13 protein-coding genes are annotated in these 16351 nt (G+C 62.3%); 5 read left to right on the top strand and 8 right to left on the bottom strand.

The window, feature by feature from the left end; translation table 11 throughout:
* Positions 1-24: 24 nt before the first annotated feature.
* The 3 genes from aspT to NA29_RS16520 all read left to right on the top strand — a co-directional run bounded on the left by aspT (position 25) and on the right by NA29_RS16520 (position 5181).
* Positions 25-1710 (top strand): aspartate-alanine antiporter, encoded by a 1686-nt coding sequence (gene aspT / locus NA29_RS16530; RefSeq protein ID WP_039399658.1) that lies wholly within the window; start codon positions 25-27, stop codon positions 1708-1710.
* Between the two features lie 119 nt (positions 1711-1829).
* Entirely contained in the window at positions 1830-3440 is a 1611-nt protein-coding gene (locus NA29_RS16525) for a bifunctional aspartate transaminase/aspartate 4-decarboxylase (RefSeq protein WP_039399656.1), read from the top strand.
* 496 nt (positions 3441-3936) lie between these two features.
* Positions 3937-5181: a ShlB/FhaC/HecB family hemolysin secretion/activation protein gene (locus NA29_RS16520; RefSeq protein ID WP_157127414.1), complete on the top strand. Its 1245-nt coding sequence runs from the start codon at positions 3937-3939 to the stop codon at positions 5179-5181.
* On the opposite strand, the gene NA29_RS16515 is transcribed toward NA29_RS16520, so the two are convergent.
* On the bottom strand, positions 5165-5737 hold the full coding sequence (locus NA29_RS16515; protein ID WP_052252998.1) for an SLOG cluster 4 domain-containing protein: 573 nt from the start codon (positions 5735-5737) through the stop codon (positions 5165-5167). The genes NA29_RS16520 and NA29_RS16515 overlap by 17 nt on opposite strands.
* Before the next feature lie 278 nt (positions 5738-6015).
* Here NA29_RS16515 and NA29_RS16510 point away from each other — a divergent pair, with 278 nt between their 5' ends.
* Together NA29_RS16510 and NA29_RS16505 are read left to right on the top strand one after the other, a co-directional pair.
* The gene (locus NA29_RS16510) at positions 6016-6456 is read left to right on the top strand and encodes a hypothetical protein (protein ID WP_052252997.1); all 441 of its coding nucleotides are present in this window, start codon (positions 6016-6018) and stop codon (positions 6454-6456) included.
* A gap of 321 nt (positions 6457-6777) precedes the next feature.
* Complete coding sequence (locus NA29_RS16505) at positions 6778-7635, top strand: EamA family transporter (RefSeq protein ID WP_039403820.1); 858 nt, start codon at positions 6778-6780, stop codon at positions 7633-7635.
* 103 nt (positions 7636-7738) lie between these two features.
* Here NA29_RS16505 and NA29_RS16500 read toward each other — a convergent pair whose 3' ends face one another.
* From NA29_RS16500 to NA29_RS16475, 7 genes are all read right to left on the bottom strand, one after another.
* The gene (locus NA29_RS16500) at positions 7739-7972 is read right to left on the bottom strand and encodes a formate dehydrogenase subunit delta (RefSeq protein ID WP_039399652.1); all 234 of its coding nucleotides are present in this window, start codon (positions 7970-7972) and stop codon (positions 7739-7741) included.
* A 206-nt stretch (positions 7973-8178) separates the two neighbouring features.
* A complete protein-coding gene (fdhF, locus tag NA29_RS16495) occupies positions 8179-11040 on the bottom strand; it encodes a formate dehydrogenase subunit alpha (protein ID WP_039399650.1) in 2862 nt (953 codons plus the stop codon).
* 13 nt (positions 11041-11053) lie between these two features.
* Positions 11054-12646 (bottom strand): formate dehydrogenase beta subunit, encoded by a 1593-nt coding sequence (locus NA29_RS16490; protein ID WP_039399649.1) that lies wholly within the window; start codon positions 12644-12646, stop codon positions 11054-11056.
* Positions 12643-13110 (bottom strand): formate dehydrogenase subunit gamma, encoded by a 468-nt coding sequence (locus NA29_RS16485; protein WP_039399648.1) that lies wholly within the window; start codon positions 13108-13110, stop codon positions 12643-12645. Before NA29_RS16485 ends, NA29_RS16490 begins: the two co-directional genes overlap by 4 nt.
* Positions 13111-13547: 437 nt before the next feature.
* Positions 13548-14261, bottom strand: a complete 714-nt coding sequence (locus tag NA29_RS16480) for a GntR family transcriptional regulator (protein ID WP_039399646.1) — start codon at positions 14259-14261, stop codon at positions 13548-13550.
* A gap of 29 nt (positions 14262-14290) precedes the next feature.
* Positions 14291-14509 carry a hypothetical protein gene (locus NA29_RS25810; protein WP_150660378.1) on the bottom strand — a complete coding sequence of 73 codons (219 nt, stop codon included), beginning with the start codon at positions 14507-14509 and terminating at the stop codon, positions 14291-14293.
* A gap of 593 nt (positions 14510-15102) precedes the next feature.
* Positions 15103-16116, bottom strand: coding sequence for a 2-dehydropantoate 2-reductase (locus NA29_RS16475; RefSeq protein ID WP_039399644.1), 1014 nt, complete (start codon positions 16114-16116; stop codon positions 15103-15105).
* Positions 16117-16351 lie beyond the last annotated feature (235 nt).

Below are 16351 nucleotides of genomic sequence, written 5' to 3'. Positions count from 1 at the left end.
CATCTATTTGACGGAGGTTCTGCCGTGGAACTGGTGCATACGATTCTTAATCATGTCCCGGAGGTCGCGATTTTCCTGTCGCTGGCCCTCGGGTACGCCATCGGGGCGATCAAATTCGGTTCGTTCCAGCTAGGGGGGGTGGGTGGCTCTCTGCTGGTGGCCGTGGTCGTCTCGCAAATCGGTATTTCGGTCGACGCGGGCGTGAAGAGCATCATGTTCGCGCTGTTCATCTACGCCGTGGGTTACGAAAGCGGTCCGCAGTTCTTCAGTTCGCTCTCGCGCAAAACGCTGCGTGAGATCGGCATGGCCGTGTTTCTGGCTGCGTCGGGTCTGGTGACGGTGCTGATCTGCGCGAAGATCTTCGGCTTCGACAAGGGTCTCGCGGCCGGTGTGGCGGGCGGTGGTCTCACGCAGTCCGCCATCATCGGTACGGCGGGCGACGCCATTTCGCGTCTCGGCCTCCCGGCGGACGAAGTGAAGCGCCTGCAATCCGAAGTCGCCATCGGCTACGCGGTGACGTACATCTTCGGCAGTCTGGGCGCGATCATCGTGTGCGCGTCGCTCGTGCCGAAGCTCATGGGCCGCACGCTCAAGGAAGACTCCAAGAAGGCCGAACTCGAAATGGCCGGTGGCCGCGCGGTCCTCTCCGCCGATCAGGTCGACTCGCTGCCGGCGCTCGTGGGCCGCGTCTATCGTGTGACGACCGGTGCGGGTAAGCGCGTCATCGAGATCGAGAAGCAACTGACCGATGGCGTGACCATCGAACGGCTGCGCCGCAACGGCAAGATCATCATCGCGACCGACGATCTCGTGCTCGAAGCGGGTGACGACGTCATGCTCATCGGTCGACGTGAAGCAGCCACGGAGGCCTGGCGTCTGCTCGGCGACGAACAACGTCCGTCAGCCGATCTCGACATCCCTTTGCGCATGCAGGAAGTCGTGTTCGCGCGCAAGGGCGGTAACGGCAAGACGCTCGGCGAACTCAAGGCCGGTGTGGAGCGCGACGTCAAGCATGGCGTGTACATCGCGAAGATCATGCGCATGGGCCAGCCCGTGCCGATTCTCGACGACACCATCATTTATCACGGTGACGTGGTGACGCTGTACGGTGCCGACAGCGACGTGCAACGTGCTGCCAAGGAAGCCGGTTATCCGGTCGCGTACTCGGTGAAGACCGACTACGTGTACATGGGTATCGGCATCGTCGTCGGTTTGCTGATCGGCTACATCGTGGTCAAGGTCGGTGGCATTCCGCTCACGCTGGGCAGCGGCGGCGGTGCGCTGCTCGCGGGTCTGGTCTTCGGCTGGCTGCGCGGCAAGCATCCGACATTCGGCGCGATGCCGCTTGCGGCAAGCTCGCTGCTCAAGGAGTTGGGACTTGCGACGTTTGTGACCTGCGTGGGGCTCTCCGCCGGTGCGCAAGCCTGGCAGACGTTGCAGCAAAGCGGTATCTCGATCTTCGTCGCCGGGGTCATCGTCACCATCGTGCCGTTGCTGCTCACGTATCTGTTCGGACGCTATGTGCTGCGCTACGACAACGTCGCGATTCTGGCCGGCGCGCTGTCCGGCTCGCGCAGTGCGAACCCGGCATTCGGTGAAATTCTGGACAAGGCCGAGAGCAACGTGCCGACCGTGCCGTTCGCCATCACCTACGCCATCGCCAACGTGCTGCTCACGCTGCTCGGACCGCTGGTGGTGTCGCTGACCTGAGGCTGCGACCGTCCCTTATTGCTTTTATCTGATTGATGCATTCGTCCCGATCGTCCGTCGCTGCCCCCGCAAGACGACGTCGCTATGGGTTGTAAGTGGTTGTTCATGGAGAAACTGCTATGAAATCGAAGGAACTCGACGCACTCGCCAAACTCAGCCCGTTCGAATTCAAGGACACGCTGATCGAACTCGCTCAGGAAAATGGCGCACAGCGCTCGATGCTCAACGCCGGTCGCGGCAATCCGAACTTCCTGGCGCTCGAACCGCGCCATGGCTTCTTCCAACTGGGACTGTTCGCGCTGTCCGAAGCCGAGCGCCAGTTCACGTACATGCCGGAAGGCGTGGGCGGCATTCCACCGGGCAAGGGCGTGGAAGCCCGCTGGCAAGACTTCGCCCGTGAGAACCAGCACGCGCCGGGCGTGAAGTTCCTCGAAAAATCGATCTCGTACGTGCGTGATCAGATGGGGCTCGTCGTAGAGGATTTCCTCACGGAGATGGTGCACGGCATTCTCGGCTGTAACTATCCGGTGCCGGACCGCATGCTGCGCAATACCGAGAAGATCTCGGCGAAGTACCTGCGTCGCGAAATGGTCGGACGTCATCCGTTCGTGGGCAACTTCGACCTGTTCGCGGTCGAAGGCGGCACCGCAGCCATGACGTATCTGTTCAACACGCTCAAGACGAACCATCTGCTGCAAGCGGGCGATTCGATCGCGCTGGGCATGCCGATCTTCACGCCCTATATCGAAATCCCGGAACTGGCCGACTACCAGCTTCACGAAGTGAATCTGAATGCCGATCCGGATCTGGGCTGGCAGTACTCGAAGAAGGAACTCGACAAGCTGCTCGATCCGAAGATCAAGGCGTTCTTCCTTGTGAATCCGAGCAATCCGCCGTCGGTGAAGCTCGACGACGCCTCGCTCGAACATCTCGCTGGCATCGTCAAGAAGCGCCCGGACCTGATCATCCTGACCGACGACGTCTATGGCACGTTTGCCGACGACTTCCGCTCGTTGTTCGCGATTGCGCCGTACAACACCATCCTCGTGTATTCGTACTCGAAGTATTTCGGGGCGACGGGCTGGCGTCTCGGCGCGATTGCCACGCACGAGAAGAATGTCTTCGACGACAAGATTGCCAAACTGCCCAAGGCGCAGCGTGAAGGACTCAATGCACGCTATTCGTCGATCACGACGGAGCCGGAAAAGCTCAAGTTCATCGACCGTCTCGTAGCCGACAGCCGCGCTGTGGCGCTCAACCACACGGCGGGCCTGTCCACGCCGCAGCAGGTGCAGATGGCGCTCTTCTCGCTGTTCTGCCTGATGGACGAGCCGGATGCCTACAAGCACGCCGTGAAGCGCATCATCCGCCGCCGCAAGGCCGTGATGTATCGCGCAGCCGGGATCTCGGAAGAAACCGGGCCGACGGCCGTCGACTACTACAACATCCTCGATCTCGAGGTGTTGGGCACCAAGATCTACGGCAAGGCGTTCGTGGACTGGTTCATGAAGAACATCGATCCGTCGGAGGTGCTGTTCCGTCTGGCCAAGGAAAGCGGTGTCGTGCTGTTGCCGGGGCGCGGCTTCGGTACGTTGCACCCCTCGGGTCGGGTGTCGCTCGCGAACCTCAACGAACCGGACTACATCCAGATCGGTGCGACGGTGCGCAAGCTCATGGACGAGTACAACGAGCGCTTCCTCGCGGGCGGAAAAGGCGGGAAGAAGAAGTAATTGCAGTGACGACGACGGTGCTGCGCCCTGACCGGGGCGCGGCATCGGCTGGCCCCCCCTCGGTCGCCCCTCCATGGCGATCGACCATTGCCCGGGAACCCACTTCCCGGGCTTTTTTTGCGATGTGGAATCGCAAAATAAAACGCCCGCACGAGGCGGGCAAAAATCACTACAGGGGAAGTCACGCGATAAGAGTGGCAATCCCATGAAAGAGTTCCCCGGGATTTTGGGTGGTTCGTGACTGGCAGAGCGTCATCCGATCGACGTAAAATAGCCCCTTGTCGCTACATCACCCCCTCATGTCGAACGCGGTGCACGACGCTTGCGGACGGCAACGGTGCGGGGTGGGATTTTCAGGTGTCGAATGTCAGTAAAGCCGGTCGTGCGGAGTCGCCTCCTGCTGGCCGCGTGTCTGAGTGCCGGAATACCGGTAGGCGCGCACGCACAATCTCTCTTCTCGGATCCCAATCCGCCGTGTTTCACTGAGCAGAATGCGGTGTCCTACGGACTGTGGGACCGCGGACTGGCGCCTCAGTATTTCGTGCCGCCCCCACCACCACCTGCGCCGCCAGTGGTGCAGGACCCGGGTGTGTCCACCGATCCCATTGCACTGTTCGCAGGCGACGATCCGAATGCGGTCGCTGCGGCCGTCGATCGGGAGGCCTCAAAGCGAGCGGCCGATGCGGCTGCCGCTGCAACGGCCAGCACGGTCACACCCGCCGCCGATCCATCCTCGTCTTCCGATTCATCGCAAACCGTCGAGGCAGACGGTAGCGCCGCGTCTGCCGCATCTGCCGAGACCACTGAGACGGTGGATGCGACGCCGGTCGTCTCCCCGACGCCGCCTTCGCCGCCACTGGCCGCAGGCGAGTTCGCCGTCGCACCCGAGTTGAGCGCGGACGGCACCGCGATCCATGCCGTCGATATCGATGCCGTGGCCTCGGGCGCGACTGCTGCCACCGAGCCGCAGCCATTGCCCGACGTCGCACCGCCCAACGCGTTCCTCGCACGTGCGTCGTGCCTGCGCGGCATGCCGCGTCACGAAAGTCTGGCGAACCGCAACATCCGCATGCTGATGCGCCGCGGACTCGTGGTGCGCGACGACCAGTTGCCTTTCGTCGCCACCCGCAGCCGAACGCCGGGCGAGGGTGCTATCAGGCTTCAGGTGTTGAACGATCGTCCGTACCAGTTCAACGTCGGTATGAACAACAGCGGCATGACGACCACCGGCAAGATGCAGGGCACCGCCAATCTGCTGATGAACAACCCGCTGGGGATGTACGGCAAGCTCGACACGAAGCTCAGCCAGGATTTGCAGAATGCACGGCGTGACACGACTAATCGCGATCTGACGGCCAACTATTCGTTGCCCATCGATGCCGACTGGACGGTGGGTATCACGGGCTCCACCAACGCCGCCACCGATCAGATTGCGACAGGCACCACGCAGACGCAGACGCTCCAATGGCGCGTGCGCCGCGCGTTCGATGTGACGTCCAACGGGACGACCGGCGTCGAGCTGCGCTACAACCGCAGTCGCACCGAAGATCCGAACGCGATCCACACCTACGACAGTTACGCCGAGGTGGGGCTGAGTCACACCCATTATCTGGGGACGTCGAAGCTCGACTTGTCGGTGATGCAGCGGTTGAACGCACCTTGGATGCCCGCAGCGAGCGGCCCTCCAGGCTGGTCCTACCGCTTCCAGTCCATCGACGCGAAGCTCACCGTACCGTTCTGACGAAGTCCATCACGGTATCGAGCGATACCGTTCTCACGAGCGACGCGGGCATGTCCGCGAAGTGCTCGCTCTCCCCGAACAGAATCACGGGCTTGCCGTAGTGCACGGCGAGCCCGACTTCGTTGCGCGTGCCGTGATTGCCGGGCAGGGCGACGATGGCGTCGCTGGACAACACGTTGATGTGATTGCGTGAAAGGGTTCCGGGCGGCGCGTCGGGCAGATGGCGCGGCAGCGGGCTGAGAATCGGCACTTCGACGAACGGGTTCGGATAGCCGGGCATTGCGCGGAAAGTAGCGGGCACGCCCGTCTGCCCATCGTCACCATCATCCATGCCACCGACCGCCTCCGTCGGCACGATGCCGATGCTACGACCGATACGCTGCGGCACGGCGCAGAACGCTTCGCTCACGCTCGTCATCGCCCCCTGTCCACCACCGGTAAGCAAGTGAAACCCCGCGAGTGCCAGCGCACGGCCGAGCGGCACGGCAAGTTCGGGCCACGGCTGTTTGCCGGACCCCATCACGCCAATGGTCTTGGGACGCAGGGGAAGGGTCATATCGAAACGTGAGCCTCGTGAAGTGGGGAAGTCGGGGCGCCGCCGATGATAAACGAAGTGCGCGGATGAAGCGTCCGGACAAAAAAAACCCGCCGGGTTGGCGGGTGAGGAAGCAGGCCTCCCACGGGGAAGTGAAAGCCTGGTCTCGCGAGGTGTTTGCGAGACCCGTGTAGTATCGTGATCCAGACGTCTGTTGGCTATGGGCTAAGTCCTAAAGTGCATGTCAGACGCTTTCCAATTCTGTTTCCTATCCTTTCTGACGTAACCCGGTGCCAGAGATGACCGAACCGACCGAAACCACACCGGCCAGTGCCGCCCAGATCGCTGCCCTGAAGGCGTTGCGCGCCGCACTGCTTGCCCAGCACAAGGTGCTGATCGACTACGACCGTCAGCAATACGAAGGGGTTTTCGGCGCGGTGCCGACTGGCCGCTTCGTCCAGTTGTTCACCGAAGACCCCTGGTTCCGCTGGCTCGATCCTGTCTCGCGCCTGATCGTTGCACTCGACGAATGGCAGGAACAGGAGCCGCCACTGGCTGAAGCGGGCATTGCGCTGGCCGACGAAGCCGCGCGACTGTTCCGTCGTACCGGCGGCGCAGAAGACGAGTTCGGCGAGCGCTATCTGCTGGCACTGCAGAAGTCGCCGGAAGCGGGCATGGGCCAGAGCCAGGTGATGGCGGCGTTGCGTGCTACGCCGCAGTCGCCTGCTCCCGACGCCTGAAAGCGCAGCGCGCCCGCCGACCCAAACTGAGAAGGATGCCGAGATGTCGTCTCATGTGTCGGCAAACGAGGAGGCGGGCCGTTGAGCAGGGAGGGGGCAGACCGTCAAGCCGAATATTTGTTCCTTCTCTGATCGTTTTTTGAGCAAGGCTCTTGACAGCCCCTGTTCACGGGGCGACTCAGAAGTCGATGTCAGGTTATCCAGTGGGTTATCCACAAAGGGTGTGGACAACTTTTGTTCGCGGACACGCTTGCCGACGGCGTGCCACGCTTAAGCCCTTGTCATCCCATTTCCGACACGCCGCTGCTGCGTCCGATTGACATGACCACCACCCCCATCGTGCTCCTCGTGCTGCTCTCGGCACTGATGCACGCCACCTGGAACGCCTTCCTTCACGCGAGTCCCGATCGTCTCTGGCAAGTCGGCATGATGGCCGTGCCGCAGTTGCTCACCGCCGCCGTTGGCATTGCGGTGCTGCCGATACCGCCTGTCGAGGTCTGGCCGCTCATCGTGCTTTCGGCCTGCGCGCAGGTGGCGTACACGGCGGCGCTCATCCGCGCTTATCGCGTGGGCGAGTTCGGACAGATTTATCCGATTGCGCGTGGTATCTCGCCGCTGCTGATCTCGGGGGCGGCGCTACTGCTCGCGGGCGAACTTCCGCGCTGGATTGCGGTGGTCGGCATCGCGTGCATCTGTATCGGCATTCTGACGCTCGCGTTGCGTGGGCGGCGTCTGTCCGGCGACAGCGTGCCTGCCGCCTTGCTCACCGGCGTGTTCATTGCGGCCTATACGATTGTGGATGGCTTCGGCATTCGCCTGACGAACAGCAGTGGCGGGAACGGGTTCGCGTACATCGCCTGGGCGTACCTGTTCGCGAGCGTGCCGCTGGTCGGGGCGGTGTGGAAGTGTCGGGGCGGATGGCGCGGCATGTTCCTCGCGCCGCGCCGCCGGGTGGCGGAAGCGCTGGGGGCCGGCGTGGTCGCGCAATGTGCCTACGGCATGGTGGTCTTCGCGCTGCAATTTCTGCCGATGGGTGTCGTGTCGGCGTTGCGCGAATCGAGCGCCATCTTTGCGGTGCTATTGGGCTGGCTGTTCATGCGGGAGAAGCTCAACGCGCGGCGTATCGTGGCATGCAGTCTGGTCGTCGGCGGTGCGGTGCTTATCAAGCTGGGGGCTTGAAGTGGCATTGGCGTCTGCCAACGAAATCAGGCGCAATCGTTTCCACGAGTGCGCCGGATGTCATGGCCGGACCTCGGGTCCTGCCGATCAGTCTTGATGAATGTCAGCCGCGCGGCCAGAGTTCGGCGCGATGCGTGGTGATGGCGGCCACGACGATCTCGCGCATGCCATGCCCGTCCGTCGTCTCCAGATGCTCCAGAATCGTCATGCGCATGCGCGGCGCCCAGAAGCGACGCAGATGGCCGGCGATGTTCTCGAGCGCTTCGCCGCGATCGGGCATCGTCTCGAAGAAATCCCCGATCTGATTGGCCATCTTGACCAGATTGTCGGTGTCCATGATCTGTCTTGTCCCCTGTGATCGTTCTGTGTCGATGCGTTGCACCGGTTCGCTTGGCCAATCTCGCGTCCGCCGCGCCGTCTCTTGGCAATAGACGGCGAAGCTCGTCGACACTGTGCGCGTGCCGACGATGGACGCGGATTGTCCGTGGCGGCACACGGCGGTGCGGTCGTTCGACCGGCGCCGTCGCGTGCCTGATTGCCGACTCAGCTCGCGCTGGCCGCCGTCGTCTGGTCGTGTCCGAGGAACGCTTCCTGCTGACGGTTGAAGTCCGAGTACTGACGCTGCCATTCCGACGGTTGCGCCACCGGCGTGACCTGCACCGCCGTCACCTTGTACTCGGGGCAGTTCGTCGCCCAGTCCGAGTTGTCGGTGGTGATCACGTTCGCGCCCGACTCCGGGAAGTGGAACGTCGTGTACACCACGCCCGGCTGCATGCGGTCGCTGACAATGGCGCGCAGCACCGTCTCGCCCGCCCGGCTCTGAATGCCCACCCAGTCGCCGTCCTTGATGCCACGCTCTTCGGCATCGTGCGGATGAAGCTCCAGACGATCTTCGCTGTGCCAGTTGTTGTTGTCCGTGCGACGCGTCTGCGCGCCGACGTTGTACTGCGACAGAATCCGCCCGGTCGTGAGGATGAGCGGGAAGCGGCGCGTGACCTTTTCGTCCGTCGGCACGTATTGCGTGATGAGGAACTTGCCCTTACCGCGGACGAACTCGTCGATGTGCATGACGGGCGTGCCGTCCGGCGCTTCTTCGTTACACGGCCACTGCACGCTGCCCATACGGTCGAGCTTCTCGTAGCTCACGCCGGTGAACGTCGGCGTGAGACGTGCGATTTCGTCCATGATTTCCGACGGGTGCGAGTAGTTCATCTCGTAGCCCAGACGCTTCGCCAGCTGGATCGTCACTTCCCAGTCGGCGTAACCGGCGCGCGGCGGCATGACCTGACGCACGCGCGAGATACGACGCTCGGCGTTGGTGAACGTGCCGTCCTTCTCCAGGAACGACGAGCCCGGCAGCAGCACGTGCGCGTACTTCGCGGTTTCGTTCAGGAAGATATCCTGCACCACGATGCACTCCATCTGCTCCAGCGCATGCGTGACGTGTTGCGTGTTCGGGTCCGACTGGACGATGTCTTCGCCCTGGCAGTACAGGCCCATGAAAGTGCCCGCGAGCGCCGCGTCGAACATGTTCGGAATGCGCAGGCCCGGCTCGGCTTGCAGCTCGACGCCCCATTCGGCTTCGAACAATGCACGGGCGCTCGAATCCGACACGTGGCGATAGCCCGGCAGTTCGTGCGGGAACGCGCCCATGTCGCAGGAGCCCTGCACGTTGTTCTGGCCGCGCAGCGGGTTCACGCCCACGCCTTCGCGGCCGATGTTGCCGGTAAGCATCGAAAGGTTAGCGATGCCGATGACCGTCGTCGAGCCTTGTGCGTGTTCGGTCACGCCCAGACCGTAGTAGATCGCAGCGTTGCCGCCGGTCGCGTACATACGGGCAGCGCCGCGCACGAGGTGTGCGGGCACACCCGTGTGGGCTTCGGTCGCTTCCGGCGAATTCTCGGCACGGGAGATGAAGTCGCGCCATTGCTGGAAAGCGCGATCTTCGCAACGCTCGGCGATGAATTCGTCGGCCATCAGGCCTTCGGTGACGATCACGTGCGCCAGTGCGTTGACCATGGCGACGTTCGTGCCCGGACGCAGTTGCAAGTGATAGTCGGCCTTGATGTGCGGGCTCTTGACCAGATCGATACGACGCGGGTCGATCACGATCAGCTTCGCGCCTTCGCGCAGACGCTTCTTCATACGCGAGCCGAACACCGGGTGACCGTCGGTCGGGTTCGCACCCATCACGAGAATGACGTCCGAATGCTCGACCGACTTGAACGTCTGCGTACCGGCCGATTCGCCGAGCGTCGCCTTCAGACCATAGCCGGTCGGCGAGTGGCACACGCGGGCGCAGGTATCGACGTTGTTATTGCCGAACGCGGCGCGCACCAGCTTCTGCACGAGATAGTCTTCTTCGTTCGTGCAGCGCGAGGACACCAGGCCGCCGATGGAGTCGCGGCCGTACTTGGCCTGAATGCGCTTGAACTCCGACGCCGCGTAGTCGAGCGCCTCGTCCCACGACACTTCCTGCCAGGGATCGGTGATTTTCTTGCGGATCTTCGGCGTGAGGATACGATCCTTGTGCGTGGCGTAGCCCCAGGCGAAGCGACCCTTTACGCAGGCGTGACCTTCGTTGGCCTGACCGTCCTTGTGCGGCACCATGCGCACGACTTCGTTGCCCTTCATCTCGGCCTTGAACGAGCAGCCTACGCCGCAATAGGCGCAGGTCGTGATCTTGGCGTGCTCGGCCTGACCGAGATGGATGACCGACTTTTCTTGCAGCGTTGCGGTCGGGCAGGCAGCCACGCAGGCGCCGCATGACACGCATTCCGAATCCATGAACGCCTGATCCTGCCCCGCCGACACGCGTGCTTCGAAGCCGCGTCCCGAGATCGTCAGCGCAAACGTGCCCTGCGTTTCTTCACAGGCGCGCACGCAGCGGTTGCAGACGATGCACTTCGAGGCGTCGTAAGTGAAATACGGGTTCGACTCGTCCTTCTCGCTGTCGAAGTGGTTCGCGCCGTCGAAGCCGTAACGCACTTCGCGCAGGCCCGTCACCCCGGCCATGTCCTGCAACTCGCAGTCGCCGTTGGCGGCGCACGTCAGGCAGTCCAGCGGGTGATCGGAGATGTACAGCTCCATCACGCCCTTGCGCAACTCTTGCAGCTTCGGCGACTGCGTGCGGACCTTCATGCCGGGTTCGACCGGCGTGGTGCACGACGCCGGGAAGCCGCGACGGCCTTCGATTTCCACCAGACACAGACGGCACGAGCCGAACGGCTCCAGCGAGTCGGTCGCGCACAGCTTGGGTACGTTCACGCCGCCCTCGGACGCCGCGCGCATGATCGACGTGCCCGCAGGCACGGTGACCTGTTCGCCGTCGATCTCCAGCGTGACTTCCTTCGTCGATTCGCGGCGCGGGGTGCCGTAATCCTTCTCAAACATCGGATCCATCATGATCGGGGGTCTCCTAGGCGGCCTTGGTCGGCAAGTTCGACGATTCGGCCGCGCCGAAGTCTTCTGGGAAATGATTCAGCGCAGACAGCACGGGGTAGGGCGTCATGCCGCCCATGGCGCACAGCGAGCCGTTGAGCATCGTGTCGCACAGGTCGCGCAGCAGCTTGATTTGCTTGGGACGATCGCGACCGTCGATGATCTTGTCCATCACTTCGACGCCACGCGTCGAACCGATGCGGCACGGCGTGCACTTGCCGCACGATTCGATGGTGCAGAACTCCATCGCGTAACGGGCGAGCTTGGCGAGATCGACCGTGTCGTCGTGCGCCACGATGCCGCCGTGACCCAGCACGGCCCAGTGCGCGGCGAACGCTTCGTAGTCGAGCGGGGTGTCCCACTGCGATTCCGGCAGGTACGAGCCGAGCGGGCCACCGACCTGCACCGCGCGCAGCGGGCGGCCGGTGATGGCGCCGCCACCGTAGTCGTACAGAATCTCGCGCAGCGTCACGCCGAAGGCCTTCTCGATGAGGCCGCCGTACTTGATGTTGCCCGCGAGTTGGATCGGCAGGGTGCCGCGCGAGCGTCCCATGCCGAAGTTCTTATAGAACTCCGCGCCACGGTCCATGATGATCGGCACGGAAGCGAGCGAGATCACGTTGTTGATGACCGTCGGCAAGCCGAAGAGACCTTCAATGGCGGGCAGCGGCGGTTTCGCACGCACCACGCCACGCTTACCTTCGAGGCTTTCGAGCAGCGCCGTTTCTTCGCCGCAGACGTAAGCCCCGGCGGCCTTGCGCACTTCGAGGTGGAACGCGTGACCCGAGCCGAGAATGTTCTCGCCGAGATAGCCCGCTTTGTTCGCGTTGTCGATGGCTTCGTTGAGCACGTCGATCGAATGCGGATACTCGCTGCGCACGTAGATGTAGCCGCGTGTGGCGCCCACGGCGATGCCAGCAATCGTCATACCTTCGACGAGCACGAGCGGGTCGCCTTCCATCAGCATGCGGTCGGCGAACGTGCCCGAGTCGCCTTCGTCGGCGTTGCAGACGATGTACTTCTGCGCGGCGGGCGTATTCAGAACTGTCTTCCACTTGATGCCGGTCGGGAACGCTGCGCCACCGCGTCCGCGCAGGCCCGATTCGGTCACTTGCGCGACGATGGTCGCGGCGTCCAGCGCGAGGGCGTTGCGCAGGCCGCGATAGCCGTCGTGCGCGACGTAGTCGTCGACCGAGACAGGGTCGGTGATGCCCACGCGTGCGAACGTCAGACGTTCCTGCTTCTTGAAATAGGGAATCTCTTCGGTCAGACCGAGGGCGAGCGGATGATCGCCGCCTGCGGTGACGTTCGCATCGAACAGGGCGGCGACGTCCTCGACTTCGACAGGCCCGTAGGCGACGCGCCCCGCCGGGGTGACGACTTCGAGCAACGGTTCGAGCCAGAGCATGCCGCGCGTGCCATTGCGGACCAGCTCGATCTCGATGCCGCGTTTAGCGGCCTCAGTGGCGATGGCGTCGGCGACTTCGTCGGCACCGAGGGCGAGTGCGGCAGAGTCACGCGGCAGATAGAGGCGCACAGCCGTCTTGGCGGACGTGGTGGACTGGCTCATACGGCTTCCTTGGCGCGGGCGACCAGACGGTCGAATTTCTCGGGGGTGACGCGCGCGTGCAGCTTGTCGTCGATGGTGATCGCGGGGGACGTAGCGCACTGGCCCAGACAGAAGACCGGTTCGAGCGCGACGTCACCGCTGTGGCTGTGCATCGCGCAACCCAGCGCGCGTTCTGCGTGCGCCACGAGCGCATCGGCGCCCATGCTCTGACATGCCTCAGCGCGACAGATCTGAATGACGTGTCGCGGCGGCGGGGTGGTGCGGAAATGGTGATAGAACGTGATCACGCCATGCACTTCGGCGCGTGACAGGTTGAGGGCGTTGGCAATGACGGACACGGCATCCGGGGGAACGTAGCCGAAAGCTTCCTGAACATCATGGAGGATCGGCAGAAGGGGGCCTTCCTGAGCTGCATGATGGTCCAGAATCGCTTGCACCGTCGCGATGGAATAAGCCTCGCGCATGGCTGATGTCTCCTGTTTGGCGCACTGTGGGGAACGGTGCGCCTGAGGGTGGTTATATGTTCTTGTCCTGCCCCGGGGCGAGAGACCCATTGGTCACATACGACGATGCTTCTCGGGTCTAGTCGATCAGCGTGACGCCGGATGAGCGTGCGACACATAGCCCCCACCATATGCCGCACGGGCTCGGCCTCTCGCCCGTTGCTTACTTCGTCAACCTTCGGTCAGTATGTGAAACACGATATATCATATACGGTATACGTGCAATACCGAGGCAAGCGGTTTCGCGGGATCGTTTACCCGAATCCGGAAAGGCAATGCCGATGGGCGTGACAGGCGGGCGGGGAGGTAGAAAAAAGCCAGTGACACTTCCATATCACTGGCTTTTTCGCAGACGCGCGGTGAGCGCGTCGTGGAGACGTCAAACGTGGGTCAGGCGTTCATTCGAGGAAGTCGCAGTGCTCTTCGACGAACGCGGCCAGACCGAGGGTGTGGTCGCGCGCGAGCTTCTCGGCGAGTTCCGTATCGCGCTTTTCGAGCGCGGTGATGATCTTCAGGTGATCGACAATCGAGCGGGCTGCCCGGTCGTTCTGAGCAATCGTCACCTTGCGGATGGCGCGCACGTGAATGAACAGGTTCTTGATCGTGTTGGCAATCGCTTGCGATCCGCCAAGATTGATCAGCGCCTGGTGGAAGTCGATGTTCGCGTCCGAATACTCTTCAATATGATCCGTCGGCGGTGCATTCACGAACTCGTCGAACAAATGACGCAACTTGGCGATCTCTTCGTCGCTCGCATTCAGCGTGGCCAGCCGTGCAGACATCCCTTCCAGGGCGGCCCACATCTGAATCATTTCCACGATTTCACGCTTGGTCTTGCGGATGATGAAGATGCCCCGGCGCGGCACCGTGCGCAGAAAACCTTCCTGTTCCAGCAAGGTCATGGCTTCGCGAATCGGTGTGCGCGAAACGCCAAGCACCTGGATGAGCTGACGCTCGTCCAGGCGAATTTCGTCCTTCTGGTTATAAATATCGGCATCGGCGATGGCTTTTTTCAAAAGCGCATACGCCTGATTACGAAAACTCGTGGTGGTGTCGATCGGCTCCAGTGCGAGTGGCGTCACGCGCACCGGAGTTGGGGTGATCAGGGACATGCAATAGTCTCCTAGGTATTACGGCCCCTTCAGAGGCGCAATGCTTGCTGCCCAACGATGGTTGCCGGCTTCGTGACGAGTTTACCCGATTCGTTTGCCTGCGTGGTTTCTGCCAGGTAGGCGAAACGGCCGTTGGTTTCAGCCTTTTCGAGCAGTTTGGCGGGCAGGGCGACGAACAGATGAACCATTGCAACACCGGCGGCGAGGGCAGAAGCCAGGGCGAGAAGCGTAAGGGCAGCGACTAACATGGTGAGACTCCAGATAAAGGTTGACGGGTCGTAATGTGGGGGAGAACTTGCTTTGCATTGTATGTCGCGCCGCAACAAGTCTCAAGATATACCACATACCGAATATCAAAATTTATCGTTTTTCGGGACGTTCTTTAGGTCTCACTGCTCTCACACGTCTCGGATTTGTCTCTTTTTCCGATAGTGCTTGTGGGGTCGATGATGGCGATGAACCTCCTCGGATGTCCGTCTCGCTTGCAATGGTGTGGATTTCGGGACGCCAGTGGCGCACGCAGTTTTCAGTGATTCGGGTGTTGCTTTAGGGTGGGTCAAATGGACGTTATTGCGTTGCCGCGAAACCACAGCCGTTATTCCCTGCATCGGCCATACAGCGCCGAGGTTTCCGGCAAAAAATCGGCCGCGACCGGAGGTCCGGTGGCGGCACGGGTGAGCACTTGCGGGGTGGGGCTGACGACGAGATTTTCAGACCCGTCGCATCGCCCTCTCTATATATAGTCAGTGCCGATTCGGGCAGGGCACGCCAAAGTGCCCTGCGATCGGGTGTTTCAAACAAACAACGATTGCGCGTTATGCCGCTGGGTTATGCCGCTGGTTTATGCCGCTTTAGCCAGACGTTCCTGCGCGGCCGCCACGGCATCCGGCTTCGTCATGAATTCACGTTGCTTGATCAGTGCGAGCACGACATCGAGCGTGGGCGTCGGCACGTTGGCCAGGCGTCCCATCTCCTGAACGACGGAGACGAGCGGGTCGATCTCCATCGCGCGGTCGCGCTCCAGATCCTGCAGCATCGACGTCTTGTGTGCGCCCACCGCGCCGGCCCCGTTAATGCGACGTTCGACGTCCACTCGGAAGTGCACACCGAACTTGTCGCCGATGGCTTTCGCTTCGAGCATCATGGCGCGCGCAATGGCACGCGTACCCGGATCGCTGGCGATAATGTCGAGCGTGCCGTGGGTGAGCGCTGAAATCGGGTTGAAGCAGAGGTTGCCCCAGAGCTTGAGCCAGATTTCATCGCGGATGTTTTCGCGGATCGGGGCGTCGAGTCCACCGGCGATCATGATCTGCGAGAGCTTCTCGACGCGCTCGGTCCGCTCGCCGCTGGCTTCGCCCAACGGGAACTTGTTGCCGTAGACGTGTTGAATGACACCCGGCGCGACCACTTCCGTGGCCGGATAAACCACGCAGCCGATCGCGCGCTCCGGGCCAAGTTCGCGCCACTGGCGGCCACCCGGGTCGATGCTCTCCAGCGTCGTGCCTTCGAGCGCGCCGCCGTGCTTATAGAAGTACCAGTAGGGAATGCCATTCACGGCCGTGACGACGGCCGTGTTCGGGCCGATCAGCGGCTGCATCGCGTCGAGTACCGACGGTACCGAGTGCGCTTTCAGGGCGATGATCACGTAATCCTGATGCCCGAGTTCGCGCGCATCGTCGGTGCAACGCAAGTGGGCGACGCGCTCTTCGCCGTCGATGAGCAGCTTGAGTCCGTGCTCGCGCATGGCCGCGAGGTGCGGTCCACGTGCCACCAGACTGACATCGGCTCCGGCGCGCGCGAGTTGCACGCCGAGATAGCCACCGATGGCACCAGCGCCATAGATGCAAATCTTCATGAAGTCTCTCCCTCCAAAGGTCAATCGAAACCCGGGCCTGGTACTGGCCGCTTTATTCTTCTGATTCTTCTAATACCAAATGTTGTATATCGTATATCACAAGAAGAATAGCGCCAAGCCTTCCTCGCCCTTTTGCCCTCATGGTTTCCCCGCACAGGCCTGAAAAAAGGGCTTCCGCATGTGTGAGCTTTGCGGTCATGAACTGCACTTGTGAAATGTCCGGAGACTGCGTGCG

It is taken from the genome of Pandoraea sputorum (assembly GCF_000814845.2).
Lineage (GTDB): Bacteria > Pseudomonadota > Gammaproteobacteria > Burkholderiales > Burkholderiaceae > Pandoraea > Pandoraea sputorum.
Note: the sequence above shows the minus strand (reverse complement) of the source record. Positions and strands in the feature narration are given on the sequence as shown.